Consider the following 24,553-nt stretch of genomic DNA (forward strand, 5'->3'; position numbering starts at 1 on the left):
CGCCCCGCACACCCCCGTCGCCGTCGTCACCGACGGCTCCACCCCCACCCAGCGCACCCTGCGCACCACCCTCGCCGACCTCCCCGCCACCCTCGCCCAGCACACCGTCCGCCCCCCGGCCGTCTGGGTCGTCGGCGAGGTCGCGGGCCTGACGGCGGAGGGCTAGGGGCTGCCGGCCACGGTCGCGAACACCACCGTGTTCTCGGTGCTCGTCCCCGCGGCGTCGTCGAACTCGCCACCGCAGGTCACCAGCGCGACGTCGGCCTCCGCCGGGTGCCCGTTGAGCGCGTCCGACAGCGCCGACGTCGCCTTGTCCAGACCGGTGAGCGGCTCGCCGAGCACGGTCAGCCGCAGGGCCGCACCCCGGTCGTCGCGCAGCACCACCTCGTCGCCGGGGGCGAGTTCGTGCAGCCGGTTGAAGACGGCGTCGCCCTCGTCCTGCTGGTGGCCGAGGACCACCGCCATCCGCCCCGATCCCGGCGCCGGGCCGTCGGACCACCACGACGTGGTCAGCATCGACCCGGGGACGCCGTAGCCGTCGACGGTCAGCCCGGTGAACGGGTTCTCGTAGGTGACCGTGCCGCGGTGCTCGACGGGCGCATCGACACCGATCGCGGGGATGGCCAGCCACGCGGGTTCGATCGGCCCGGCAGCCGCCTGCTCCGACAGCGCGAACACGTCGTCCCCCGCCGGCGGACGCGCGTTGACGACCCACAGCACCGCGAGGCCGGTCGCCAGGACGACGACGAAGGCCGCGACGGTGCGCAGGTCAGGCCCCCGGGTCGGCCGCACGACGGGACCTCAACCAGCCGGCGCTCCCCGCGCCGGCCGCGACCGCGAGCACGAGGCCGGCGAGCGCCGGCGGGATCCCGTCGCCCTCCCCGTCCCCGGCGGTGGGCGCGTAGCCCGGGTAGGCGACCGGCTGGGCCACCGGGTGCTCGACCGGCGCGGGCCCCCCCGGCTCGGGGGCGTGCGGCGGCTCGGGCTCGGACGGGACCGGGGGCTCCTCCTCGGCCGGCAGTGCGGGTACGCAGGTGGGCAGGGTCTCGGCCAGGAGCTGCAGGCCCTGGACGACGGACGAATCGGTGATCACCGCGGGGTCGAACGCGCCCTGCAGCTCCTCCCCCAACCCGAGCAGCCCCTCGAGGCCGCCTCCGCCGGCCAGCCCCTCCAGCGCCGTGCCGAGCTCGGTGACCACCTCGACCAGCTGCACGGGCACCGCCACGAGACCGGCGACGACGAGGTCGACGGAGTCGACGATCCCGGCCACGCAGCTCTCCGGGAGCTGCAGCGCCGCGCCGAGCTGCTGCAACGCGGCCTCCAGCTCGGCGGGCACCTCCAGGGCGGGCACCGGGACGACGGCGGGCTGCTCCTCCGCCCCTTCGGCCGGGGCCGCACCCTCACCGGGGAGCACCGGCGGGGCGCCCGGGCCACCGACCACGCCCTCCAGCAGGTCGGTGACCGGCTGGAGGGGGTCCGGCGGCCCCACCGGCTCGTCCGCCCGGGCGAGGCCCGGCACGCCCACGAGCGCGACGGCCAGGCCGGACGCGACCAGCGCCCGGCGGCCGCGTGGCCGTCCGGGGCGGGGCAGGGAACGCGACGACAAAGGGGGCCTCCCGGAGCTGGTTACGTGTGACGCCACTTGCACAGCAGTAACGACGACCCTGGGCGGTGGTGACGGATCCTTCCGTCCTGGCGGAGCGTCCTCACCAAGCGCACGACAGTCGTGACCTTTCGTAACCGCCGGATGGTGCACGAGTTGCACTTGTGCTGCCGATGTAGCACTCCTACTATCGACTGCACGACCAGCGCGGAGGGGTGGGTGACGTGGGTCCTCGGCACGACGCGTCCGACGGAGCGGTGATCCGGACCAGCGGGTTGCGGATGAGCTACGGCGACCAGGAGGTCCTCTCCGGCGTCGACCTGGAGGTGCACCCCGGTGAGGTGGTCTGCCTCCTGGGCCCCAACGGCGCCGGCAAGACCACGACGATCGAGATCCTGGAGGGCTTCCGGCTGCCCTCGGCCGGAGAGGTCCGGGTGCTCGGCGAGGACCCGGCGACGGCCGGCGACGCCTGGCGGGCGCGGGTGGGGGTGGTGCTGCAGTCATGGCGCGACCACGCGCGCTGGACCCCGCGCCAGCTGCTCACCCAGCTGGGCGGCTACTTCGAGCCGTGGTCGACCCCCGAGCGGCCGCGCCCCTACGAGGTCGACCACCTGCTCGCGACCGTCGGCCTGACCGAGCACGCGGAGAGGAAGATCGGCAAGCTCTCCGGGGGTCAGCGCCGGCGGCTGGACGTCGCCGTCGGCATCATCGGCCGGCCCGAGCTGCTCTTCCTCGACGAGCCCACGGCGGGCTTCGACCCGCAGGCGCGGCGCGACTTCCACGAACTGGTGCACCGGCTGTCCGACCTGGAGGGGACGAGCATCCTGCTGACCACCCACGACCTGGCCGAGGCGGAGAAGCTGGCCGACCGGATCCTCATCCTGACCCACGGCCGGATCGTCGCCTCCGGCAGCGCGGAGGAGCTCACCCGGCAGGTGGCCGGCACGGCCGAGGTCCGCTGGGCGTGCGGCCCGGACCGCTTCGTCCACCCGACCGGCGACGTCGTCGGCTTCGTCCGCCGGCTGTTCGCGGAGCAGGGTGACCGGCTCACCGACCTCGAGGTCCGCCGCGCCAGCCTCGAGGACACCTACCTGGCGATGGTGCAGCGCGCCGAGTCCGGCCGGCCCGCCGGGCCCGTCCTGCAGGGGATCACCCGATGAACCCCACCCGGCACGCGATCGGCCTGGGCCTGCGCCGCGGCTGGACGGAGTTCGTCCTGAGCCTGCGCAGCCCGCAGGACCAGGGCTTCTACCTGTTCACCGCCGTCGGCACCCTGGTCTACCTGTGGTTCAACCGCGACAACGAGCTCGAGGGCACCGGGCTGATGTACCCGACGTACGCGCTGCCGAGCATCCTCGGGGCGCTGGTCGCCTTCGGAGTGGTGATCGGCCCGGCCTTCGCGCTCGCGATGGAGCGCGAGGACGGGACGCTGCTGCGGCACAAGGCGCTGCCGCACGGCATGCAGGGCTACGTGACCGGGCAGCTGACGTACCACTCCCTCGGCCTGCTCCCCTCGCTGCTCACCATCCTGGTCCCGAGCTTCCTGCTCTTCGACGGGTTGATGCACGGCGGCGCGGCCGGGTGGCTCGCGGTCGCCTGGGTGGTGGTGCTCGGGCTGCTGGCGACGCTGCCGCTGGGGATGATCCTGGGGTCGGTCGTGCCGAGCACGCAGAAGGTCGGCACGTGGGGCATGCTGCCGGTCCTGCTGCTCACCGCCATCTCGGGGATCTTCCTCCCGATCCAGGTCATGTGGGGGTGGGTGCAGGCGATCGCACAGTTCTTCCCCGTCTACTGGATCGGCCTCGGGCTGCGTTCGGCGTTCCTCCCCGACTCGGCGGTGACCGTCGAGCTCGGCGACTCGTGGCGCACCGGCCTCACGGTGCTGGTGCTGGCCGCCTGGGCGGTGTTCGGCGCGCTGGTCACCCCGCGGGTGCTGCGCCGGATGGCCCGCCGCCAGTCCGGGTCGCAGGTGCAGGCCGCCCGCGAGGCCACCCTGCAGTGGGTGCACTGATCGGTGGCCGACGACCGCCCTGCCGGTGACCGCACCGGCGACGCCGTCCACAACCGGATCGCGCTGCTGCGCGCCGAGCAGCAGGTGACCAGGCGGGAGCTCGCCGACGCCCTCGGCGTCCACTACCAGACCGTCGGCTACCTGGAGCGCGGCGAGTACAACCCGAGCCTGCACCTGGCGCTGCGCATCGCCGAGTTCTTCGGCGTGCCGGTCGAGGCGGTCTTCTCGACCCGCCCCTTCCCCCGGATCACCGACCTGCACCGCCCCGCCGACGAAGGTCCCCGCACCGCCTAGCGACCCGCTGGAACGGCCAGGCGAGGTACTGGAACGGCCCCCTCCCAGGGGCCCCGCCCGAGCGGAGCGACGGTCGGGGAGGGAGGGGGTCCTTCGTCAGATGTTCGCGCCGTCCGGGGGCGGGCCCTCGGGCAGGGCCGCCGCGACACCGGACCCCGACAGCTCGGGGGCGTCCATGCCGACGCTGTAGGCGGTCATGGAGAGCGATCCGTAGGCGTACCCGTCGACGAGCACGTCGACCGGGGCGTCGGTGGCACCCGCCGCGCCGGCGACGTAGAGCAGCGGGAGGAAGTGGTCCGGCGTCGGGACGGCGAGGTCGAAGTCGCGGTGGCCGTCCAGCCGGCCGACGTCGGTGGGGTCGGTGAGCATGCACTCCTTGGCGGCCTCGTCGAACCGCTGTGCCCAGTCGAAGCCCGCGTCGGGCAGCGCCCGGCTCACGCCGCCGAGGTTGTGCACCACGTTGCCGCTGCCGATCAGCAGCACGCCGTCCTCGCGCAGCGGCGCCAGGGCCGCGCCGAGCTGGAGGTGGTAGTCGAAGGACTTCAGCGCGTTGATCGACAGCTGCACCACCGGGATGTCGGCGTCGGGGAAGGCGTGCACCAGCACCGACCACGTGCCGTGGTCGATGCCCCAGCTGTCGTGGTCGGCACCGACCCAGGTCGGGTGCACGATGTCGGCCACCTCCTCGTACAGATCGGGCAGCCCCGGCGGCTCGTAGCGGACGTCGAAGAGCTCGCGGGGGAAACCGAAGAAGTCGTGGATCGTGCGCGGCCGGGGCATCGCGGTGATCGCGGTGGCCTGCACGTACCAGTGCGCGGAGACCACCAGGATGGCCCGGGGCCGGGGCACGGACCGCCCGAACGCCCGCCAGGCCTCGGTGTACCGGTTCTTCTCCAGCGCGTTCATCGGGTTGCCGTGACCGAAGAACGCAGCAGGCATGACGGGCATCGGCCCTCCCTGGTCGCTCGACTGCGGTCGCCCCGCGATCATCGCCCCGGGGACGGCGGAGTGCGAGGGCGCGCCTCCGGCAGCACCGGTCAGCCGCGCTGCGCCGCGCCCTCGAGCAGGACCTGCCGCTCGGCGGGTGGGCGGCGGGGGCAGGACAGGCAGGTGCCGCCGCCGGGCAACCGGTCCACCAGGCAGCAGGACACCCGGGAGGTGAACCGCACCCCGCCGACGTCGACGTAGCGGGGCACCGGCAGCGGCGGACCGACCGCCTCGGCCAGCGGGGCGGCCAGGGCGGTGACGGCGGCGACGTCGCCGAGGGCCCGCCCGAGGGTCAGCAGCCCGTTGGCCAGCGAGTCGGTGGCGATCGCCCACAGCGGGCGCGGGCGCATCCGGCCGGCCGTGGCCACCGCTGGGATCACCGCTGCCAGGCACTCGCGCAGCCCGGACGCCGGATCCTCCGCGGCGGCCGCGGAGACCGCGGCCACGGGCAGGCCGCCGGACCCGAGGACGACTGTCGTGTCCGCCGGTCGGGCCGACAGCGGCCGCCCGACCGCGAGCCCGGCCAGCACGGGGGTCACCAGCACCGCCGACGCCGAGTACCACCACACCGTCGCCTGCACCCGCGGGTCGCCACCGCCGCGGGCCGCGCGGGCGGCCAGGACCGGGCGGAGCCACGCCGGGTCGGCGAGGCGGTCGGCCGGCACCGCCCGGCCCCCGGCCGGGGGGACCAGCCCCAGGGCGGCGGCGCCGGGGATCCGGGCCGCGACCTGCGCCTGCGGACCGCTCACCGGGCCAGTGTGGCCGGTCGTCGCTCCGCGGGTCGCACGGGGCAGACGACCGGGCACCACGGCCATACGGTGTGTCGTGGCACACGCTGCACCGCCGCGGACGGCACGCGGCGCCGGATCTCGGGAGGACCCATGAGCGACACGACCCAGGTCGACGGCCGGAGCTTCACCCCGCCCGAGGCCCTCGCGGCGCAGGCGAACGTCGGCCCCGACGTCTACGACGAGGCGGCTCGCGACCGGCTGGCGTTCTGGGAGTCCGCGGCGCGCCGGCTGACCTGGGAGCAGGAGTGGGACAGGGTCCTGGACTGGGACAACCCGCCCTTCGCCAAGTGGTTCGTCGGCGGCAGGCTCAACGTGGCCTACAACTGCGTCGACCGGCACGTCGAGGCCGGCCACGGCGAGCAGGTGGCCTACCACTGGGAGGGCGAGCCCGGGGACACCCGCGCGATCACCTACGCCCAGCTCAAGGACGAGGTCTGCAAGGCGGCGAACGCGCTCACCGAGCTCGGCGTGCAGGCCGGCGACCGGGTGGCGATCTACCTGCCGATGATCCCCGAGGCGATCATCTCGATGCTGGCCTGCGCCCGCATCGGCGCGGTGCACATGGTGGTCTTCGGCGGCTTCTCGGCGGACGCCCTGGCCAGCCGGCTCGACGACGCCGGTGCCGTCCTGGTCATCACCGCCGACGGCGGCTACCGCCGCGGCGCCCCGAGCGCGCTCAAGCCCGCCGTCGACGACGCGGTGGGCCGCAGCCCCGGCGTCCGCAACGTCGTCGTGGTCAAGCGCACCGAGCAGGAGGTCGAGTGGTCCGAGGGCCGCGACCTGTGGTGGCACGACGTGGTCGGCCGGCAGTCCGCCGAGCACACCTGCGAGTTCTTCGACGCCGAGCACCCGCTCTACATCATGTACACGTCGGGCACGACGGCGAAGCCCAAGGGCATCCTGCACACGTCAGGCGGCTACCTGACCCAGGTCGCCTACACGCACTGGGCGACGTTCGACCTCAAGCCCGACACCGACGTCTTCTGGACGGCGGCCGACGTCGGCTGGGTCACCGGCCACAGCTACATCGTCTACGGGCCGCTGGCCAACCGGGCGACGTCGGTGATGTACGAGGGGACGCCGGAGACCCCGCACCGCGGCCGCTGGTTCGAGCTGATCCAGAAGTACGGGGTGACGATCCTCTACACGGCCCCGACGGTGATCCGGACGTTCATGAAGTGGGGCGAGGACATCCCCGCGGGCTTCGACCTGAGCTCGCTGCGGCTGCTCGGCTCGGTGGGCGAGCCGATCAACCCGGAGGCCTGGCTCTGGTACCACCAGAACATCGGCGGGGGCCGCTGCCCGATCATGGACACCTGGTGGCAGACCGAGACCGGGGCGCACATGCTCACCCCGCTCCCCGGTGTCACGTCGCTGGTCCCGGGCTCGGCCCAGACCCCGTTCCCAGGCATCTCCGCGAAGGTCGTCGACGACGAGGGCAACGAGCTCAGCGACGACTCCACCGGCCTGCTGGTGCTCACCGAGCCGTGGCCGTCGATGCTGCGCACCATCTGGGGCGACGACGACCGCTACGTGGACACCTACTGGTCCCGCTTCGGCAAGGACGTCTACTTCGCCGGGGACGGCGCCAAGAAGGACGCCGAGGGCAACATCTGGTTGCTCGGCCGGGTGGACGACGTGATGAACGTGTCCGGCCACCGGATCTCGACGACCGAGGTGGAGTCCTCGCTGGTCGGGCACCCGACCGTCGCCGAGGCCGCGGTCGTCGGCGCGAGCGACCCCACCACCGGGCAGGGCATCGTCGCCTTCGTGATCCTGCGCGGGAACGCCGAGGACTCCGGCGACGAGCTGGTGCAGACCCTGCGCAACCACGTCGCCCGCGACATCGGCCCGATCGCCAAGCCGCGCCAGATCATGGTCGTGCACGAGCTGCCCAAGACCCGCTCCGGCAAGATCATGCGCCGGCTGCTGCGCGACATCGCCGAGAACCGCGAGCTGGGTGACGTCACCACGCTGACGGACTCCTCGGTGATGAACATGATCAAGGAGAAGCTGCCCGCCGCCCCGGCGGAGGGCTGACCTCACGGGCACAGGAAGCTTTCCCTGCATCCAGGGCGTCCGGATCGCGGGGAAAGCTTCCTGTGCCTCCCCCCTTTCCGAGGGATCGGGACGCGGTCCCGGTGCTCATGGGGCACGATCGTCCTGACCAGGACCGCCCGACCGGAGGAGGAGCCACCCGTGGCCCACAGTGTGTCGCCCACCCGCACCGACGGCAGCAGCGCGGCGGCCGAGCCCTCGATCGGCACGCTGGTGCAGAGCGCGATGGCCGACGTCTCCACCCTCATCCGGGGCGAGGTCGAGCTGGCCAAGTCCGAGATCGGCGCGTCCGCGAAGAAGGGCGCCGTCGGCGGCGGGATGTTCGGGGCCGCGGGCGTCGTCGCCGGCTTCTCGATGTTCTTCCTCTTCATCGCCCTCGCCGAGGGGCTGACCGCGCTGGGCGTGCCGCGCTGGCTGTCCTACCTCATCGTCTGGGTGGCGCTGCTCGTGGTCGCCGGCCTGCTCGCGCTGATCGGCAAGCGGATGATCAAGAAGATCGAGAAGCCCGAGCGCACGTTGGAGTCGCTGCGCGAGCTGCCCGAGGTGATGCACCGCGAGGTCCCCGGCGCCCGGCGTCGCGAGGTGCCCACCGTGAGCGGCGGCAAGGTCGAGCTGCGCGGCAACGGTTCCTACCGGGTCTGACGCCCGTGACCGTCCCCGCGGACGGCCGTCCCGACGCGATCAGCGTCCTCCTCCCGGGTCCGTGGACCCACCGCGACATCTCCGCCAACGGCGTGCGCCTGCACGCGGCGGAGACCGGCGACGGGCCGCTCGTGCTGCTGCTCCACGGCTTCCCGCAGTTCTGGTGGACCTGGCGCGCCCAGCTCACCGGCCTGGCCGAGGCGGGTTTCCGGGTCGTGGCACCGGACCTGCGCGGCTACGGGGCCAGCGACAAGCCGCCCCGCGGCTACGACCTGCCCACCCTCTCCTCCGATGTGGCCGCGCTGGTACGGGCGCTGGGGGAGCGCGACGCGGTCGTCGTCGGTCACGACTGGGGTGGCCTGCTCGGTTGGACCGCCGCCGCGCTGCACCCGCGCGTCGTGCGCCGGCTGGTCGTCGTCTCGACGGCCCACCCGCGGCTCCTGCGGGCCGGCATGGCCGATCGCCGGCAGCGGCGGGCGCTGCGCCACGCGCTGGCGTTCCAGGTGCCGCGGCTGCCGGAGCGGCGGCTGACCCGGGTCGACGACGACCCCGTCGCCGACCTGATGCAGCGCTGGGCCGGACCGGAGTGGGCCCGCACGACGGACTTCGCCTCGGCCGTGGAGCGCTACCGGGCGGCGGCGCGCATCCCGCAGGCCGCGTACGGCGCGATGGAGTACTACCGCTGGGCCGGGCGGTCGCAGCTGCGGCCCGACGGGCTCCGGTACGCCCGCCGGATGGCGGCACCGGTGACCGCGCCCACCCTGCAGCTGCACGGCGCGGTGGACCCGTACATCCTCCCGCGGACGGCGCGCGGCTCGGGCCGCTACGTCGCCGGGGCCTACGAGTGGCGGGAGCTGCCCGGCATCGGCCACTTCCCGCAGGAGGAGGCCCCCGAGGAGGTCACCCGCGCCATCGCCCAGTGGGCTCGTTGATCCGCACGTGACGGGGTGGAGACGGCCCCGGTGACGTGATGGAACGGCCCCTCCGCAGGGACCCGGCCTGAGCCTGCGAAGGCCGGGGAGCGAAGGGGTCCTTCTACTCGCAGGGGCCCGTGGCGACCTCGGTGCGCGCGACGCTGCCGGCCTCGGCGGCCTCGGCGACCTGGGGGCCGGTGAGCGCGTAGCCGGTCTGCGGGTCGTCGATCGCGGAGGCGAAGACCACGCCGAGGACGCTCCCGTCGGGGGCGAACAGGGGCCCGCCGGAGTTGCCCGCGCGCACCTGGCCGAAGAGGGCGTAGACGTCGCGGACGACGGTCCGCGTGTTGCGGAAGTCGGGCCCGCTGATCTCGCCGCGGTCCCGGACGCGAGCGGGCCCCACGTAGAACGGCCCGCCCCCGGGGTACCCCATGATGATCGCGTCGTCGCCGGAGTCGGCCGTCCCGGGGGTGAACCGCAGCGGCACCTGCGGCAACCCCGGCACAGCGAGCACCGCGACGTCGATCTCCTCGTCGACCACGACCGGGACCGCGTCGTACTCCCGGCCTTCGGCGACCACGACGGGATCGGTGACGCCGGCGAGCACGTGAGCGTTGGTCATGACCCGTTCGGGCGCGTAGACGAAGCCGGAGCCGTCGATCTGCCGGGAGCAGGACGGCGCCACCCCGCGGATCCGGACCACCGAGCCCCGCACCGACTCGACGACGGCGCTGTTCTGCAGCTCGGGGTCGGGGGCCGGCACCTCCCGCGCCTGGGTGGGGGTGAGCGGGTCGAGGACGTCGGGCAGCCCCCGCCGGTCGATGGCCTCGCGGAGGTCCTCGTAGACGGCGCGCACCCCGTCGGGGACAGCCCGGTCCACGGCCTGCACCAGCGCCGACTGGCGCACCTGGCCGGAGACCTGGGGGAACGGGGAGCTGGCCAGCGGGGAGGCGACCATCCAGGCGACGAGCAGCACGGCGGCCGCCGACACCACGGCCCCGGCCACGGAGTCGACCATCTTGGCCGGCTCCCAGGTGACCCGGGAGCGCAGCGCCCGGCCCGCCGCACCGGCCAGGATCTGCCCGAGCAGCGCCCCGGCGAGCACGACCACGAGAGCGCCGAAGACCCGGCTGACGCTGGAGCCGTCGATGCGGTCGGCGACCGGCCCGGCCAGCTGCGCGCCGAGCACCGCCCCGCCGAGGAAGCCGAGGATCGAGGTCGCGGAGACCAGCAGGCCCTGGCGGAACCCGGAGAGGGCGAACAGCAGCGCCAGCGTGATCAGCAGCAGGTCGACCAGGGACACCGCTACCCGCTGACCGTCATCGTGCCCACCTGCCCGAGCTGGAGGTGGAAGGTGCAGGCGAACGGGTACTCCCCCGGTGCCGTCACCTCGAACTCGATCGTCTTCTCCTCGCCGGCGGCGAGCATGGCGATGCCGGCGTCGACGGGCTCGGGCAGCTCCTCGTCGCTGAACTCGAGGTTGTGGGGCATCCCCTCGGCGACGTTCACCAGGGTCAGCCGCACCGGCCCCGGCGCGACCGTGAAGGTGTCCGGGGTGAACACGTAGTCGTCCTGGGTCTGGAGGGTGACCTCCTGGACCCCGTCCTCGGCGATGGTCACCTCGCCGAGCCCGTCGGCGACGGGCGCCTCGGAGACCTCCTGCGCGGCACCGCCACCGCCACCGCAGCCGGTCACTAGGAGCAGTGCGGCCGCGACCACGGCGGCCTTCTCGCGTGGTCCCGCCACGGACGCGCGAGTGGTGGGGGGCAAGGAGATCCTCTCCGTCATCGGGGCCGAACCGTACGCGCCGCGGGGCCGTCGGGCGCGGGATCGGCGACCGTCGGCGCGGCGGTGTCGCTCGCCGGGTCGTCGTCCCCGGACCCCGGCAGGGTGTAGGGGCGGAGCAGCTCGGGGTTGATCGGCCGGACGTCCGTGGCGTCCCAGGGCCGGGCCAGCCCGGCGGCGTCGAGGATCGCGTCGAGCAGCCCGGCGGTGAAGCCCCACACCTCCATGTCGGCGACGCAGAACGCCGGCCCGATGTAGCCGGCCGGGTGCCGCACTCGGTAGCGGTTGGCCGGGTCGACCAGGTCGGCCAGCGGCACCCGGGCGACCCTGGCCACCTCGTGCGGATCGCCGACCGTTACGTCCCGCGGGTCGTCCCACCAGCCCACGACGGGGACCACGAGCCGGTTCGACGGCGGCAGGAAGAGCTCCTGGAGCGTCGCGACGACGCGGACCCCGGCGGGATCGACGCCCGCCTCCTCGTGCGCCTCGCGCAGCGCGGTGCCCACGGGGAAGTCGTCCCCGGGGTCGACCCCGCCCCCGGGGAACGCCGGCTGCCCCGCGTGGCTGCGCAGGTGGGGGGACTTCTCGATCAGCAGCAGGTCGGGACCGGCCGGCCCCTCGCCGAACAGGATGAGGACGGCGGACCGGCGCGCGGTGGAGGTCACCTGCGGCATGCGGTGGCGCAGCGGGAGGTCGTCGGCCCGCTCGACCAGCCGCTGCAGGTACGCGGGCAGCCCGTGGAGGTCCGTCACAGCTGGACCCCCAGGTGCTCGGCGACCAGCCCGCGGAGTTCGTCCACCGAGCTCACCGGCCCCACCTGGGTGTGCACCAAGGCCCCACCGGCGTCGACGAAGTAGGTGAACGGCAGCACGTTCAGACCCAGCTCCGCCATCAGCTCCCCATCGCCGTCGAACGCGCTCGGGAAGGTGACGCCCGCGTCCTCGGCGAAGGAGGCCGCCTGGGGCAGCCCGTCCTTGCTGATCACCCCCACCATCCGCACCCGGTCACCGGCGACCTCCGAGAACTCCTGCAGGAGCGGCATCTCCTCGCGGCACGGCGGGCACCAGCTGCCCCACAGGTTGACCACCATGGGGACGCCGGGGGCGCGGGCGAGGTCCAGGGAGCCGCCGGCGGGGCAGTCGAAGGCGAGCGGTGGCAGGCGATCGGCACCGGCGGCCTCGGCCACGGGCTGCTCCGGGCAGGGCGTGAGCGCCTCTGCGGCGGACGCGGTCGGCGACGGCGCAGCAGCTGCCCCGCCCTCCCCAGAGGCGCAGCCGGCGACGGCGAGCAGCGCGACGGCGCCCAGGACGAGACGGCGCATCACTCGGTGTCCGAGGCGGCCGGGGTCTTCACCAGCTTGACCGCGAGCTCCGGGTCGACCGGGCCGATGCCGAACGACGGGCACCACTGCGCCAGGCCGCAGGCGCCGCAGGCCGCCTTCTTCGCGTGGCAGACCCGGCGGCCGTGGAAGATCACCCGGTGGCTGAAGTCGGTCCACTCCCTCTTCGGCACGAGCTGGGCGATCTCGGCTTCGACCTTGACCGGGTCCTCCTCCTCGGTCCAGCCGAACCGGCGCACCAGGCGGCCGAAGTGGGTGTCGACGGTGAGCCCGGGGACACCGAAGGCGTTGCCCAGCACCACGTTCGCCGTCTTGCGCCCGACGCCCGGCAGGGTCACCAGGTCCGCCATCCGGGCCGGCACCTCACCGTCGAAGCGCTCGACCAGGGCCTGGCTCAGCCCCAGCACCGAGTTCGCCTTGGCCCGGAAGAACCCGGTCGGCTTGAGGACCGCCTCCAGCTCCTCGCGGTCGGCGCCGGCGAGGGCGACCGCGTCGGGGTAGCGGGCGAAGAGCGCCGGGGTGACCTTGTTGACCATCTTGTCGGTGGTCTGCGCCGACAGCACCGTGGCGACCAGCAGCTCGAAGGGGTTGGTGAAGTCGAGCTCGCAGTGCGCGTCGGGGTGGATGACGGCCAGCTCGCGCGCCATCCGGCGGGCCCGGCGGGTGCGCGCCAGGGGGGTCTCCCCCGGGTCGTACGGCGACGCGCCGGTCAGTGCGGCGGGGGTGGGGCGCCGGGCCCGGGCGGGGCGCGCGTAGGCCGGTGAGGACGCGGGGGCGGACACGCGGTCGAGGGTATGCGGCCCTGCTGACCGTCTCCTCGCGTGCCATGATCGAGGGTGGACCGCTTCCCCCGTCCCGCCGACGATGCAGAGGAGTTCGGGATTGGTCGCCCTCAGTGTCATCCTCTTCCCCCCGCTGCTGATCGCCTTCCTGCTGGTCATGGAACGCGTCGAGGAACCCCTCCGCCGCCCGGCGTCCTCCCGCGAGGTCAGCGAGTTCCTGGACACGGCGACCCCCGGTGAGGTCGACACCCTCGCGACGTCGGGCATCCGGCGGGCGCTGTTCCGCTGGCGGCGCCGTCGCCACCGGGGCCGGCGCTCCCAGAACCCGCCGCTGGTCTGAAAGGCCCCCCTGCCCCACCACTCGCACGCTCGTGGCGGGCCACTGCGGGGAAGCCGTCTCGCCCGGAGGGGGGACGACCTGCCCACCGAACGGGTGACGGACCGCACAGCCGCCTAGACTCTCCGTCGGGCGCGGGCACCCCTGCGCCCGGAGACAGTGCGAGAGGACGTGCAGTGGACGAGGTGCTGGCCCAGTCGGGGCTCTTCCAGGGGCTCTCCGAGGACGCGGTGGACCCCGTCATCAGCCGTCTGGAGACGATCACCCTTCCCCGGGGACGGGTGATCTTCAACGAAGGCGAGCCTGGAGACAGCCTCTACATCGTCATGACGGGCAAGATCAAGCTCTCCCGCCGGTCACCCGACGGCCGGGAGAACGTGCTCGCGGTCATGGGACCGTCCGACCAGTTCGGTGAGCTGTCGGTCTTCGACCCGGGGCCGCGCACGGCGACGGCCACCGCCGTCACGGACGTCAAGCTGGCGCGGATGCCGCAGTCGGTCCTGCTGCCCTGGATCGAGGCCCACCCGGAGATCGGCGAGCAGCTGCTTCGCGTGCTGGCCCGCCGGCTGCGCCGCACCAACGACTCGGTCGCGGACCTGATCTTCACCGACGTCCCCGGCCGCGTCGCCAAGGCGCTGCTGCAGATGGCCGACCGCTTCGGCAGCCGTGACACCGACGGCCTGCGGGTGAAGCACGACCTCACGCAGGAGGAGCTGGCCCAGCTGGTGGGCGCCTCCCGCGAGACGGTCAACAAGGCGCTCGCCGACTTCGTGCACCGCGGTTGGATCCAGCTGCAGGGCAAGTCGGTCGTCGTCCTCGACGAGGAGCGACTCCGCCGCCGCGCGCGGTGACACCACCCCGGCAGTGAACGCGAGAGGCCCAGGACCGCCATGGTCCTGGGCCTCTCGGGTTCAGCGATCGTGCCGGGTGCGCCCCGGACAGGTCCGCGCAGGTGCGACGCGGAGCGTCACGAGAGAAGCGGAACGGCCAGCCGGATGCGCGTGCCGTCCGGCAGCACTGCCCAGCGGCCGTCGGGTGTCTCCTCGAACCGCGGGCTGATCGGGTGCATCGGCTGCGGGGGCGACCCGGCCAGCGCGGCGGCGACGTCGGGGAACTCCGCCAGCTGGCCCAGCGTGTGCGACGTCGGCGGCAGCATCGGTCGCGTGCCGGCACCCAGCTCGGCCAGGGCGTCGGCCGGGCGCAGCCACGCGGCCTCGTCGGCCTCCCCGGACACGTCCCGCGCCTCCTGCCCCACCGGGAGCGCCGCGGCGAAGAACTTGGTGTCGTAGCGGCGGGGTTCGACCGGCGGGGTGATCCAGTGCGCGAACGGGCGCAGCAGGTCGGACCGGAGCACCAGCCCGCGGTCGGCGAGCAGCTCGGCGAGCGACAGCTCCCGGCTGAGCAGCCCCTGCCGCTGCCGCTCCCAGTCGTCGCCCGACACGTCGGGCACCACGCTGCCGTCGGGCAGCCCGGCCAGCAGGACGCCGGCCTCCTCGAAGGTCTCCCGCACCGCGGCGCAGACCAGCTCGCGCGCCGTCCGCTCGTCGCAGCCGAAGGCGGTGGCCCACTGCGCCGGGTCGGGGCCGGCCCAACCGGTCTCCGTGTCTCCGTCCCGGGGATCCACCCCTCCCCCGGGGTAGGCGGTCATGCCGCCGGCGAAGGGCATCCCCTTCGTGCGGCGGAGGAGGTAGACCTCCAGGCCCGCCTCCCCGTCGCGCAGCAACAGGACGGTCGCCGCCTGCTTGGGCTCGGCGGTCACCGCAGCTCGACGGTGAGCTCGACCTCGACGGGGGCGCCCAGCGGCAGCTCGGCCACGCCCACGGCGCTGCGGGCGTGCTGCCCGGCCTCGCCGAAGATCCGGCCCATCAGCTCGCTCGCGCCGTTGACGACGCGCGGCTGCCCGGTGAAGCCCTCGACGCTGGCGACGTAGCCGACCACCCGGACGATGCGGGCCACCGAGTCCAGCCCCACGAGGTCGTCGACGGCGGCCAGGGCGTTCAGCGCGCAGACCTTGGCGTCGGCCGCGGCGGCCTCCACGTCGACCGAACCGCCGACCTTGCCGGTGCGGCGCAGCCCGCCGTCGACGAACGGCAGCTGGCCGGAGGTGAACACCAGCGACCCTGCCCGCACGGCCGGGACGTAGGCGGCGACGGGAGCGGCCACCGGGGGCAGCCGGATGCCCAGCTCGGCGAGCCGGGCGTGCCAGCCCTGCGCGGGTGCGGTCATACCGGCCGCTTGAGGTAGGCGACCAGCTGCTCCGCCCCACCGGGGCCGGGGAGCACGGTCACCAGCTCCCAGCCGTCGACGCCCCAGGAGTCGAGGATCGCCTTGGTGTTGTGGACGAGCAGCGGGATGGTCGCGTACTCCCACTTCTGGCGGGCGGTTTCGCTCATGGCCCGACGCTAGCGCAGCAGGTGACCTGACCGGGCGGCCCCGTGCAGGGCCCCGCTCCGAGCCCGCGAGGAGTGGGGGGCACGGGGTCCTTCTCCTAGGCTGGGGCGGTGCCCCCCGAACTGACACCCGCGCGCCTGCACGTGGTCACCGGCAAGGGGGGGACGGGCAAGACCACCGTCGCCGCAGCCCTGGCCCTGGCGCTCGCCGCCGACGGGCGGTCGGTCCTGCTCGTGGAGACCGAGGGCCGGCAGGGCATCGCCCAGCTGTTCGACACCCCGCCGCTCCCCTACGAGGAGCGCCGGGTCGCCGTCGCGCGCGGCGGCGGCGAGGTCAAAGCGCTCGCGATCGACGTCGAGGAGGCGCTCCTCGACTACCTGGACATGTTCTACAACCTGCGGCGGGCAGGCCGGGCGCTGCGCAAGATGGGCGCCATCGACTTCGCCACCGCCATCGCCCCGGGTCTCCGCGACGTGCTCATCACCGGGAAGATCAAGGAGGCGGTCACCCGGCGGCAGGACGGCCGTCCCGTCTACGACGCCGTCGTCGTCGACGCCCCGCCCACCGGCCGGATCACCCGCTTCCTCGGGGTCACCGGCGAGATGTCGCAGCTGGCCCGGTCCGGCCCGATCAAGACCCAGAGCGACGGCGTCATGGCCGTGCTGCGCTCCCCGCAGACGGCGGTGCACCTGGTCACGCTGCTCGAGGACATGCCCGTGCAGGAGACCGCGGACGCCATCGCCGAGCTCCAGGCCGCCGGGCTGCCGATCGGCTCCGTGGTGGTGAACATGGCGGCCGAGCCCGTGCTGCCGCCCGACGCCCTGTCCCGCGCGGTCGCCGGCGAGCTGACCGGCGCCGATCTCGCGCCCGCCCTGGAAACCGTGCACCTGCCCGGCGCCGAGCAGCTGGCCGACGCGCTGGTCGCCGAGGTCGTGGAGCACGCCCGCCGCTGGGCCGCGCAGGACGCGCTGCGCGCCCGGGTCGAGGAGCTGGGCCGCCCGACCGTCGAGATCCCGCTGCTGCCGGGCCCGATGGATCTCGGTTGCCTGTTCGAGCTCGCCGGGCGGCTCGAGGAGCACCTGCCCGCTGCGGTGGCCCGCTGATGGCCGCGGACACCGCCGCCCCCCGCACCACCTCGGGCACCCGCGCACCCCGCCAGGCGCCGGCCATGGAACTCGCGGAGCTGATCGCCGACCGGCAGACGCGCATCGTCGTCTGCTGCGGCGCCGGGGGCGTGGGCAAGACGACGACGTCGGCCGCCCTCGCGCTCGCCGCCGCGGAGGCCGGGCGCACCGTCGTCGTCCTGACGATCGACCCCGCCCGCCGGCTGGCCCAGTCCCTCGGGCTGACCGAGCTGGACAACGAGCCGCGGAAGGTCGACGTCCCCGGGGCACCGGGCGAGCTGCACGCGATGATGCTGGACATGAAGCGGACGTTCGACGACATCGTCACCGCTCACTCCACGCCCGAGCGCGCGCAGCAGATCCTCGAGAACCCCTTCTACCAAGCGCTCTCCTCCTCGTTCTCCGGCACGCAGGAGTACATGGCGATGGAGAAGCTGGGGCAGCTGCGCGCCAGCGACCAGTGGGACCTGATCATCGTGGACACCCCGCCGTCCCGGTCGGCGCTGGACTTCCTCGACGCCCCCAACCGGATGGGCCGCTTCCTCGACGGGACGATGATCCGGCTGCTGATGGCGCCGAGCCGGGCCGGCTTCAAGTTCGCCAGCGCCGGGTTCCTGCTCTTCAGCCGGATCGTCTCGAAGATCCTCGGCGGGCAGCTGCTGCGCGACATCTCGGCGTTCGTCTCGGCCCTCGACACCATGTTCGGCGGCTTCCGCGAGCGGGCCACCGCGACCTTCGAGCTGCTGCGCCGGCCCGGCACGTGGTTCGTCGTGGTCGCCGCCCCGGAGCCCGATGCGCTGCGGGAGGCCTCCTACTTCGTCGACCGGCTCTCGGCCGAGGGGATGCCGCTCGCCGGGCTGGTCGTCAACCGCACCCACCCGCCGGCCACCACGGCGCTGTCCGCGACCCGTGCGGAGGGCGCCGCCGAAGAAGTGGCGGAGAGCGGGGACGACGGCGCCGCGCTCGCGGCCGCGGCCCTGCGGGTGCACGCGGAGCGGATGCAGCAGGCCACCCGCGAGCAGCACCTGGCCGACCGCTTCACCAGCGCCCACCCCGACGTCGCCCTGCGGACGGTGCCCGCCGCCGCCGGGGACGTCCACGACCTGGACGGGCTGCGGATGATGGCCGCCGCCCTCACCGGGCCGGACGACGACACGCCGACCGGCACGCCGCGGACGCGCGTCCTCCCCGCGCGCCGCGGCTGAGCACCGCTCTCGCCCGTCCGGGCGACGTACCCTGACCGCGATGTCGGAGAACGCGCGCGCCACCACCCGTCTGCTCGCCAAGCTCGCCGTGACGATCGTCGTCGCCGGAGCGCTGCTGGCCGGCCTCATGCTGCCCTGGATCGGCGGGCCGGGGCTCGCGGCACGCAACTCGGTGTCGCTGCTCGACGCCCTGCCGGTGGAGCTCACCGACAAGACGCCGGCAGGCGTGACCCGGGTGCTCGCCTCGGACGGTTCGCTGATCACGAACTTCTACGAGCACAACCGCACCCCGGTGACCTCCGACCAGATCGCCGACGTCATGAAGCAGGCCCTCGTCGACATCGAGGACTCCCGCTTCTACGACCACAACGGCCTCGACGTGCAGGGCACCATGCGCGCGCTGGTGCGGAACGTCGCCGCCGGCTCGGTGCAGGAGGGTGGCTCCACCCTCACCCAGCAGCTGGTGAAGCAGACCCTGCTGCAGACGGCCACCACGCCGGAGGAGCGGGAGGCCGCCGACGCCGAGACCGTCGGCCGCAAGCTGCGGGAGGCGCGGCTCGCGCTGGCCCTGGAGGACACCTACTCCAAGGACGAGATCCTCACCCGCTACCTCAACATCGTGTACTTCGGGCAGGGTGCCTACGGCATCCAGGCCGCCGCGCAGCGCTACTTCAGCGTGAACGCCGCCGACCTGACGCTCCCCCAGGCGGCCATGCTCGCCGGGCTGGTGCAGAGCCCCTTCTACGACGAGCCGATCAACAACCCGGAGAACGCCCAGATCCGGCGCAACCAGGTCCTGCAGCGCATGCACGACCTCGGCCACATCACCGAGCAGCAGCTCGCCGAGATCACGCCGACGCCGGTGGAGGTCACCCCGGGCCAGGCCCCGCCGAACGGCTGCATCGACGCCTCGATCGGCGGCTTCTTCTGCGACTTCACCCGCCAGTACCTGATCCAGGAGCTGGGGCTGACCAAGGCGCAGCTGGACAAGGGCGGGCTGACCATCACCACGACGCTGCGGCCCGACATGCAGCGCGCGGGCGACCAGGCCGTGCTGGACACCGTGGCCATGGGCGCGGACACCGTCGGCGTCTACGACGTCATCCAGCCCGGCACCGGGCAGGTGCTGGCGATGAGCGTCAACCGCCGCTACGGCTGCGACGCGCCCGAGTGCGAGTCGGTCAACTTCGCGAGCATCCCCACCAAGGGCTCGGGGTCGACGTTCAAGATGTTCGTCGCCGCCGCGGCGCTGGAGCAGGGCCTGCCCGCCAGCCACACGATCACCACGAGCGAGCCGTACCGGTCACGGGTGTACGAGAGCTACGACCCGGAGACGCGGCGCATCCAGCCGTACTCGATCGGCAACGTGGGCAACGGCTACCCGGGGACGCTGACCATGACGCAGGCGCTCTACATGTCCTCCAACACCTACTTCCTCGCCCTGGAGGACGCGCTCGGCCGCATCGAGCCGGCCGTCCGCATGGCGGAGCGCCTGGGCATGACGTTCGACTACTCGGTCACCCAGACGCCCGCGCAGCAGATCATCGACGAGAACCGCCCGTCCTTCGCCTTCGGCACCGACGGTGTGAGCCCGCTCGACCTGGCCAACGCCTACGCGACGGTCGCCGCCCGCGGGGTCAAGTGCACGCCCACCCCGGTGCTGTCGATCACCACGCCGAACGGGGAGCCGCTCCTCGGTGAGGACGGGCAGCCGGTGGTCCGGGAGGACAACTGCGAGCAGGTGATCGAGCCCGGTATCGCCGACACGCTCAACCAGATGATGATCAAGGACGTCGAGCCGGGGAACCCTCTGCAGACCGGCGCCCGCGCCCACATCCCCGGTCACCAGATCGCCGGCAAGACCGGCACGGTGAACGAGCGGGACTCGGTGGCCTTCGTCGGCTCGACCCCGCAGTACACCGCCAGCGTCATGGTGTTCCGCCCGCGGGACACCAATGACGTGGGCAGCTACGGCGGTGGCCTTCCGGCGGGCATCTGGCGCCAGGCGATGGCACCGATCCTGACCAGCCAGGAGCCCGTGCCGTTCCCGCCCGCCGACCCGAAGTACGCCGGCCGCGGTGTCGACGCCCCACCGCAGGTCACCGGCACCACCCGGTCCGACGACAGCCCAGCCAGTCGCTCGGCCAACCGGCCCGGCAACCGCGGCGGGGCCACCACGACGCCGGTGGAGCCCGACGTGCCGGTGGAGCCGGAGACGCCGGCCGAGCCCCCGACGGAGCCGCAGGTGCCGCCGCCGGCCGACGCCGGGGCCGAGACCGGGACCCCCGCACCGGAGCCCGGCGGGGAGACCCCGACGAACTGAGCTGGAGACGACGAGGGGCCGGACCGCCAGGTCCGGCCCCTCGCGCGTTCGGGGGTGCGTGTCAGCCGAGCTGGCGGCGCACCTCGGCGGCGACGCGCGCACCCTCGGCCCGGCCGGCCACGACGCTGTTCGCGGCGCCCATCACCTTGCCCATGTCCTTCATGCCGGAGGCCCCGGTTCGGGTGATGACGTCGGCGACGATGGCGGTCAGGTCGGCGTCATCGAGCTGGGCCGGCAGGTAACCGGCCAGGACCTCGCCCTCCGCCTGCTCGCGGGCGGCCTGCTCGGCCCGCCCGGCCGAGCCGAAGGCCTCGGCGGCCTCGCGGCGCTTCTTCGCCTCGCGGCGGAGCACCGCCTGCACCTCGTCGTCGGTGAGCTCGCGGGACTCCTTGCCCGCCACCTCCTCGGCGCTGACGGCGGCGAGCACCATGCGCAGCGTGGCGGTGCGCAGCTCGTCGCGGGCCTTCATGGCGGTGGTCAGGTCGGTGCGCAGCTGTTCCTTGAGGTCGGACACGGGGCAAGCCTTGCACGACGCGGTGCCCGGCTGCGCCCGTAGGCTCGGCGGGTGCGCTGGTACACCGCCCTCCCCACCGCCGCCGTCGCCTCGGGCGCGGCCGTGACCGCCTACGCGAGCATCTACGAGCGCACCCGCTGGACCCTGCGCCGCTTCGACGTCCCGGTGCTGGCCCCGGGGTCGGCGCCGCTGACGATCCTGCAGCTGTCGGACCTGCACATGACGGCGGGGCAGCGCAGCAAGCAGGAGTGGGTCGCGGGCCTGGCCGCGCTCGAACCCGACCTGGTCGTGAACACCGGCGACAACCTCGCGGGCTTCGACGCCGTGCCGCCCACCCTGGGTGCGCTGGACCCGCTGCTGGACCGGCCCGGGGCCTTCGTGCTGGCCAGCAACGACTACTTCGCCCCCCGGCCGAAGAACCCGTTCAAGTACTTCAAGCGCGATCACGAGCGGGTGCACGGCGACGAGCTGCCCTGGCGGGACCTGCGCGACGGCATGCGCGACCGCGGCTGGCTGGACCTCACCAACGACCGCGGCGAGCTCACCGTCGGCGGACGCCGCATCGTCTTCGCCGGCGTGGACGACTCGCACCTGCAGCGGGACCGCTACGACCTGGTCGCCGGCGCGGCGGACCCCGCGGCGGACCTGCGGATCGGCCTGGCACACTCCCCCGAGCCCCGGGTGCTCGACCGGTTCGCCGCCGACGGGTACGACCTGCTCCTCTGCGGCCACACGCACGGCGGCCAGCTGCGGGTGCCCTTCTACGGCGCGCTGGTCACCAACTGCGGCATCGACCGCGACCGGGTCCGGTGGCTGCACCGCTGGGCGGAGCCGACGCCGGCGCACCCGGCCGGCACCTGGCTGCACGTGTCGGCCGGTCTGGGCACCAGCCCGTACGCGCCGGTGCGCTTCGCCTGCCCACCCGAGGCGACGTTGCTGACCCTCACCGCGCGCCCGTCCTGACCCGCCGCCGGGGTGCGCGCGGGCGAGCGCTAGACTCGTCGACGCACCCCGGGGTGTGGCGCAGCTTGGTAGCGCGCGTCGTTCGGGACGACGAGGCCGCAGGTTCAAATCCTGTCACCCCGACCATCAGCTCAGGGGCCGCCGCGAGGCGGCCCCTGAGCCGTTCCGGGCCGCTGCGAAGATGGGGCCGTGACCGCCGAGCAGACCGCACCCGCCCTTCCCCCCGAGGTCACCGCCCGCTGGCAGGCCCGGTTCCGCGCCCCCCGGGTGTCGCTGCCGGACTGGGCCGAGAACGCGCCGCACCGCAACCTGTACAGCTCCGACGTCAGCGGCGTCGTCGAGCAGTACGCCTGGGACCGCGAGACCGGCACCCACCGCCAGGTCACCGACCGGCCCAACGGCACCCTCATCGCAACCCTGGACCACGACGGGGCGACCATCTGGTGGTTCGCCGACACCGACGGCGACGAGTTCGGCGTCTGGATGACCCAGCCGTTCGAGGGCGGCGAGGACACCGTCGCCGTCCCCGAGGTGGGGCCGGCCTACCCGGCGGGGCTCGAGCTCGGCCGCGAGCTGGTCGCCATCGGGCGCAGCACCGACGACGGCAGCGAGCTGTGGCTGGCGCCGTCCGGCGGCACGCCGCGGGTCGTCTACCGGCACCCCGACCCCGCCTCGGTGGACGCGCTCACCCGCGATGACGAGCTGCTGGTCATCTCGCACTCCGAGCACGGCGACCCCCGCTACCCCGCACTGCGGGTGCTCCGCACGGCCGATGACTCGGTGGTCGCGGAGAAGTGGGACGGCGAGGGCCGCGGCCTGCACGCGCTGGAGTTCGCGCCGCTGCCCGGTGACCGCCGGCTGCTGGTCGGCCACGAGCGGCGCGGCCGCGAGGAGCTGCTGGTCTGGGACGTCGCCGCCGACACCGAGACCGAGCTCGTGCTCGACCTGCCCGGCGACGTGACCGCGAGCTGGTACCCCGACGGCTCCGCGCTGCTGGTGGGCCACGACCACGCCGCCCGCAGCGAGCTGTACCGCTACGACCTGGCCTCGGGCGCGCTGGAGAAGCTCGACACCCCGCCGGGCGTCGTCCGCGGCGCCACCGCCCGCCCCGACGGCACGGTGGAGCTGGCGTGGTCGAACTCCGAGCGGCCGCCGGTGATCCGCCGGGCCGACGGCCCCGTCGTCCTCTCGGTCTCCGACGAGGAGCCGCCGGCGGCCTACCCGGTCGAGGACCGCTGGGTCCCGGGCCCGGGTGGCGACGTGCACGCGCTGCTGGTGCGACCGGCCGGTGAGGGCCCGTTCGCGACCGCGTTCCTCGTCCACGGCGGCCCGGAGGCGGCCGACGACGACTCCTACCGCGCCCGCCGGGCCGCCTACGTGGACGCCGGCTACGCGGTCGTGCACGTGAACTACCGGGGTTCCACCGGCTACGGCTCGGCCTGGCGGGACGCGCTGACCGGCCGGCCGGGGCTGACCGAGCTGGAGGACGTCGGCGCCGTCTACGACGCGCTGGTGGCCGAGGGCGTGGTCGACCCGCAGCGCGCGATCCTGTCCGGCGGCTCGTGGGGCGGGTTCCTCACGCTGCTGGGCCTGGGCACCCAGCCGGAGCGCTGGGCGGCCGGGATCGCCGAGGTGCCGGTGGCCGACTACCTGGCCGCCTACGAGGACGAGATGGAGGGGCTGCGGGCCTACGACCGGGCGCTCTTCGGCGGCTCACCGGAGGAGGTCCGCGACGTCTACGTGCGCTCCTCCCCCATCACCTACGTCGACGCCGTCGCCGCACCGGTGCTGGTGGTCGCGGGCGCCAACGACCCGCGCTGCCCGATCCGGCAGATCGACAACTACCTGGCCCGGCTCGAGGAGCTCGGGAAGCCGCACGAGGTCTACCGCTTCGACGCCGGCCACGGCTCCCTCGTGATCGAGGAGACGATCCGCCAGGTGGAGGTCGCCCTGGCCTTCGCGCTGCGCCACGTGCGGCCCTGACCCGGACGAGCTAGCGGTCGCGGCGCCGGCCGGCCACGCGGGGACGCGGCGGGGCGAGCAGCGCCTGACGGGCGCTCTCCCTCTGCCGCGCGACCGCCCGGCGGTACCGCCCCCGGCTGCCCTTCGGGTCGCCGGGGGCGTACGCGTACCAGCCGAACTCCCCGCCCGGCGGGTCGGGCGCCTCGTCGTCGGCGGCCATCCGGGCACGCACCCGCTCCAGCACGCGGTCGGCCAGCGCATCGTCGGTCAGCAGGGCCGCGAGCTCTGCCGGGTCCCGCCCCTCCGCGGTCAGCGCTTCGACCAGCCACTCGTACCACCGCGGGCCGAACGCCTGCACGACCGCGTCGCTCAGGAGGGCGTGGGCGGCATCGACCGCCACCCCGCCCTCCAGCGCCAGGTCCAGCTCGACCATCCCGCGCAGCGTGTAGAGATCGGGCCCCGGCCGGCGCTGCTCGCCGGCCACGGGCAGCTCGCCGGGTCCCGGCTCCTCGGACGTCACCCGCGCCG

General features: G+C 74.1%; 27 protein-coding genes and 1 tRNA gene. 14 read left to right on the top strand and 14 right to left on the bottom strand.

The window, feature by feature from the left end; genetic code table 11:
• Positions 1 to 162: 162 nt before the first annotated feature.
• The gene (locus ACI79W_RS18455) at positions 163 to 792 is read right to left on the bottom strand and encodes a class F sortase (RefSeq protein ID WP_456563549.1); all 630 of its coding nucleotides are present in this window, start codon (positions 790 to 792) and stop codon (positions 163 to 165) included.
• The gene (locus tag ACI79W_RS18460; protein WP_456563550.1) at positions 770 to 1,606 is read right to left on the bottom strand and encodes a hypothetical protein; all 837 of its coding nucleotides are present in this window, start codon (positions 1,604 to 1,606) and stop codon (positions 770 to 772) included. Before ACI79W_RS18460 ends, ACI79W_RS18455 begins: the two co-directional genes overlap by 23 nt.
• A 254-nt stretch (positions 1,607 to 1,860) precedes the next feature.
• On the opposite strand from ACI79W_RS18460, the gene ACI79W_RS18465 reads away from it, so the two are divergent.
• Genes ACI79W_RS18465 through ACI79W_RS18475 form a run of 3 tightly spaced genes read left to right on the top strand, consistent with a single transcriptional unit; the run spans position 1,861 to position 3,908 of the window.
• Positions 1,861 to 2,763: an ABC transporter ATP-binding protein gene (locus ACI79W_RS18465; RefSeq protein ID WP_456563551.1), complete on the top strand. Its 903-nt coding sequence runs from the start codon at positions 1,861 to 1,863 to the stop codon at positions 2,761 to 2,763.
• A complete protein-coding gene (locus ACI79W_RS18470; RefSeq protein ID WP_456563552.1) occupies positions 2,760 to 3,614 on the top strand; it encodes an ABC transporter permease in 855 nt (284 codons plus the stop codon). The genes ACI79W_RS18465 and ACI79W_RS18470 overlap by 4 nt, the downstream gene beginning before the upstream one ends.
• 3 nt (positions 3,615 to 3,617) lie before the next feature.
• Positions 3,618 to 3,908, top strand: a complete 291-nt coding sequence (locus ACI79W_RS18475; RefSeq protein ID WP_236830701.1) for a helix-turn-helix transcriptional regulator — start codon at positions 3,618 to 3,620, stop codon at positions 3,906 to 3,908.
• A 96-nt stretch (positions 3,909 to 4,004) separates the two neighbouring features.
• Here ACI79W_RS18475 and ygiD read toward each other — a convergent pair whose 3' ends face one another.
• Positions 4,005 to 4,856: a 4,5-DOPA-extradiol-dioxygenase gene (ygiD, locus tag ACI79W_RS18480; RefSeq protein WP_456563553.1), complete on the bottom strand. Its 852-nt coding sequence runs from the start codon at positions 4,854 to 4,856 to the stop codon at positions 4,005 to 4,007.
• 89 nt (positions 4,857 to 4,945) lie between these two features.
• Entirely contained in the window at positions 4,946 to 5,644 is a 699-nt protein-coding gene (locus ACI79W_RS18485; RefSeq protein WP_456563554.1) for a (2Fe-2S)-binding protein, read from the bottom strand.
• A 132-nt stretch (positions 5,645 to 5,776) separates the two neighbouring features.
• On the opposite strand from ACI79W_RS18485, the gene acs reads away from it, so the two are divergent.
• From acs to ACI79W_RS18500, 3 genes are all read left to right on the top strand, one after another.
• Positions 5,777 to 7,726, top strand: coding sequence for an acetate--CoA ligase (gene acs, locus ACI79W_RS18490; protein WP_456563555.1), 1,950 nt, complete (start codon positions 5,777 to 5,779; stop codon positions 7,724 to 7,726).
• Between the two features lie 159 nt (positions 7,727 to 7,885).
• Positions 7,886 to 8,386: a phage holin family protein gene (locus ACI79W_RS18495; protein ID WP_456563556.1), complete on the top strand. Its 501-nt coding sequence runs from the start codon at positions 7,886 to 7,888 to the stop codon at positions 8,384 to 8,386.
• 5 nt (positions 8,387 to 8,391) lie between these two features.
• Entirely contained in the window at positions 8,392 to 9,318 is a 927-nt protein-coding gene (locus ACI79W_RS18500) for an alpha/beta fold hydrolase (protein WP_456563557.1), read from the top strand.
• 103 nt (positions 9,319 to 9,421) lie between these two features.
• Here ACI79W_RS18500 and ACI79W_RS18505 read toward each other — a convergent pair whose 3' ends face one another.
• The 5 genes from ACI79W_RS18505 to nth are packed head-to-tail and all read right to left on the bottom strand — an operon-like array spanning position 9,422 to position 13,206.
• On the bottom strand, positions 9,422 to 10,603 hold the full coding sequence (locus ACI79W_RS18505; protein ID WP_456563558.1) for a MarP family serine protease: 1,182 nt from the start codon (positions 10,601 to 10,603) through the stop codon (positions 9,422 to 9,424).
• 2 nt (positions 10,604 to 10,605) lie between these two features.
• Positions 10,606 to 11,046, bottom strand: a complete 441-nt coding sequence (locus ACI79W_RS18510) for a plastocyanin/azurin family copper-binding protein (RefSeq protein ID WP_456563559.1) — start codon at positions 11,044 to 11,046, stop codon at positions 10,606 to 10,608.
• Between the two features lie 38 nt (positions 11,047 to 11,084).
• A complete protein-coding gene (locus ACI79W_RS18515) occupies positions 11,085 to 11,837 on the bottom strand; it encodes an NUDIX hydrolase (RefSeq protein ID WP_456563560.1) in 753 nt (250 codons plus the stop codon).
• Positions 11,834 to 12,406: a TlpA family protein disulfide reductase gene (locus ACI79W_RS18520; RefSeq protein ID WP_456563561.1), complete on the bottom strand. Its 573-nt coding sequence runs from the start codon at positions 12,404 to 12,406 to the stop codon at positions 11,834 to 11,836. The genes ACI79W_RS18515 and ACI79W_RS18520 overlap by 4 nt, the downstream gene beginning before the upstream one ends.
• Positions 12,406 to 13,206: an endonuclease III gene (gene nth / locus ACI79W_RS18525; protein ID WP_456563562.1), complete on the bottom strand. Its 801-nt coding sequence runs from the start codon at positions 13,204 to 13,206 to the stop codon at positions 12,406 to 12,408. Before nth ends, ACI79W_RS18520 begins: the two co-directional genes overlap by 1 nt.
• Positions 13,207 to 13,306: 100 nt before the next feature.
• Here nth and ACI79W_RS18530 point away from each other — a divergent pair, with 100 nt between their 5' ends.
• Together ACI79W_RS18530 and ACI79W_RS18535 are read left to right on the top strand one after the other, a co-directional pair.
• Positions 13,307 to 13,546 (top strand): hypothetical protein, encoded by a 240-nt coding sequence (locus ACI79W_RS18530; protein WP_091929289.1) that lies wholly within the window; start codon positions 13,307 to 13,309, stop codon positions 13,544 to 13,546.
• 173 nt (positions 13,547 to 13,719) lie between these two features.
• Positions 13,720 to 14,394 carry a Crp/Fnr family transcriptional regulator gene (locus ACI79W_RS18535; RefSeq protein ID WP_456563563.1) on the top strand — a complete coding sequence of 225 codons (675 nt, stop codon included), beginning with the start codon at positions 13,720 to 13,722 and terminating at the stop codon, positions 14,392 to 14,394.
• A gap of 116 nt (positions 14,395 to 14,510) precedes the next feature.
• Here ACI79W_RS18535 and ACI79W_RS18540 read toward each other — a convergent pair whose 3' ends face one another.
• Genes ACI79W_RS18540 through ACI79W_RS18550 form a run of 3 tightly spaced genes read right to left on the bottom strand, consistent with a single transcriptional unit; the run spans position 14,511 to position 15,936 of the window.
• A complete protein-coding gene (locus tag ACI79W_RS18540) occupies positions 14,511 to 15,302 on the bottom strand; it encodes an NUDIX hydrolase (protein WP_456563564.1) in 792 nt (263 codons plus the stop codon).
• Positions 15,299 to 15,769: a RidA family protein gene (locus tag ACI79W_RS18545; RefSeq protein ID WP_236828587.1), complete on the bottom strand. Its 471-nt coding sequence runs from the start codon at positions 15,767 to 15,769 to the stop codon at positions 15,299 to 15,301. Before ACI79W_RS18545 ends, ACI79W_RS18540 begins: the two co-directional genes overlap by 4 nt.
• Positions 15,766 to 15,936 (bottom strand): DUF4177 domain-containing protein, encoded by a 171-nt coding sequence (locus tag ACI79W_RS18550; protein WP_236828588.1) that lies wholly within the window; start codon positions 15,934 to 15,936, stop codon positions 15,766 to 15,768. Before ACI79W_RS18550 ends, ACI79W_RS18545 begins: the two co-directional genes overlap by 4 nt.
• A gap of 108 nt (positions 15,937 to 16,044) precedes the next feature.
• Between ACI79W_RS18550 and ACI79W_RS18555 the strand changes: the two genes are divergently transcribed.
• The 3 genes from ACI79W_RS18555 to ACI79W_RS18565 are packed head-to-tail and all read left to right on the top strand — an operon-like array spanning position 16,045 to position 20,586.
• The gene (locus ACI79W_RS18555; protein ID WP_456563565.1) at positions 16,045 to 17,037 is read left to right on the top strand and encodes an ArsA-related P-loop ATPase; all 993 of its coding nucleotides are present in this window, start codon (positions 16,045 to 16,047) and stop codon (positions 17,035 to 17,037) included.
• Complete coding sequence (locus tag ACI79W_RS18560) at positions 17,037 to 18,263, top strand: ArsA family ATPase (protein ID WP_456563566.1); 1,227 nt, start codon at positions 17,037 to 17,039, stop codon at positions 18,261 to 18,263. Before ACI79W_RS18555 ends, ACI79W_RS18560 begins: the two co-directional genes overlap by 1 nt.
• Before the next feature lie 40 nt (positions 18,264 to 18,303).
• Positions 18,304 to 20,586: a transglycosylase domain-containing protein gene (locus ACI79W_RS18565; protein WP_456563567.1), complete on the top strand. Its 2,283-nt coding sequence runs from the start codon at positions 18,304 to 18,306 to the stop codon at positions 20,584 to 20,586.
• A 61-nt stretch (positions 20,587 to 20,647) separates the two neighbouring features.
• On the opposite strand, the gene ACI79W_RS18570 is transcribed toward ACI79W_RS18565, so the two are convergent.
• Entirely contained in the window at positions 20,648 to 21,100 is a 453-nt protein-coding gene (locus ACI79W_RS18570) for a GatB/YqeY domain-containing protein (RefSeq protein WP_456563568.1), read from the bottom strand.
• Positions 21,101 to 21,151: 51 nt separating this feature from the next.
• Between ACI79W_RS18570 and ACI79W_RS18575 the strand changes: the two genes are divergently transcribed.
• The 3 genes from ACI79W_RS18575 (at position 21,152) to ACI79W_RS18585 (ending at position 24,046) form a co-directional block, all read left to right on the top strand.
• Positions 21,152 to 22,063, top strand: coding sequence for a metallophosphoesterase (locus tag ACI79W_RS18575; RefSeq protein ID WP_456563569.1), 912 nt, complete (start codon positions 21,152 to 21,154; stop codon positions 22,061 to 22,063).
• A 49-nt stretch (positions 22,064 to 22,112) separates the two neighbouring features.
• Positions 22,113 to 22,189, top strand: a tRNA-Pro gene (locus ACI79W_RS18580).
• 63 nt (positions 22,190 to 22,252) lie between these two features.
• The gene (locus ACI79W_RS18585; protein ID WP_456563570.1) at positions 22,253 to 24,046 is read left to right on the top strand and encodes a S9 family peptidase; all 1,794 of its coding nucleotides are present in this window, start codon (positions 22,253 to 22,255) and stop codon (positions 24,044 to 24,046) included.
• 10 nt (positions 24,047 to 24,056) lie between these two features.
• Here the strand turns inward: ACI79W_RS18585 and ACI79W_RS18590 are convergent, their stop codons facing one another.
• Positions 24,057 to 24,545 (bottom strand): hypothetical protein, encoded by a 489-nt coding sequence (locus tag ACI79W_RS18590; RefSeq protein ID WP_456563571.1) that lies wholly within the window; start codon positions 24,543 to 24,545, stop codon positions 24,057 to 24,059.
• Between the last annotated feature and the right edge of the window lie 8 nt (positions 24,546 to 24,553).

It is taken from the genome of Blastococcus sp. SYSU DS0533 (assembly GCF_054050775.1).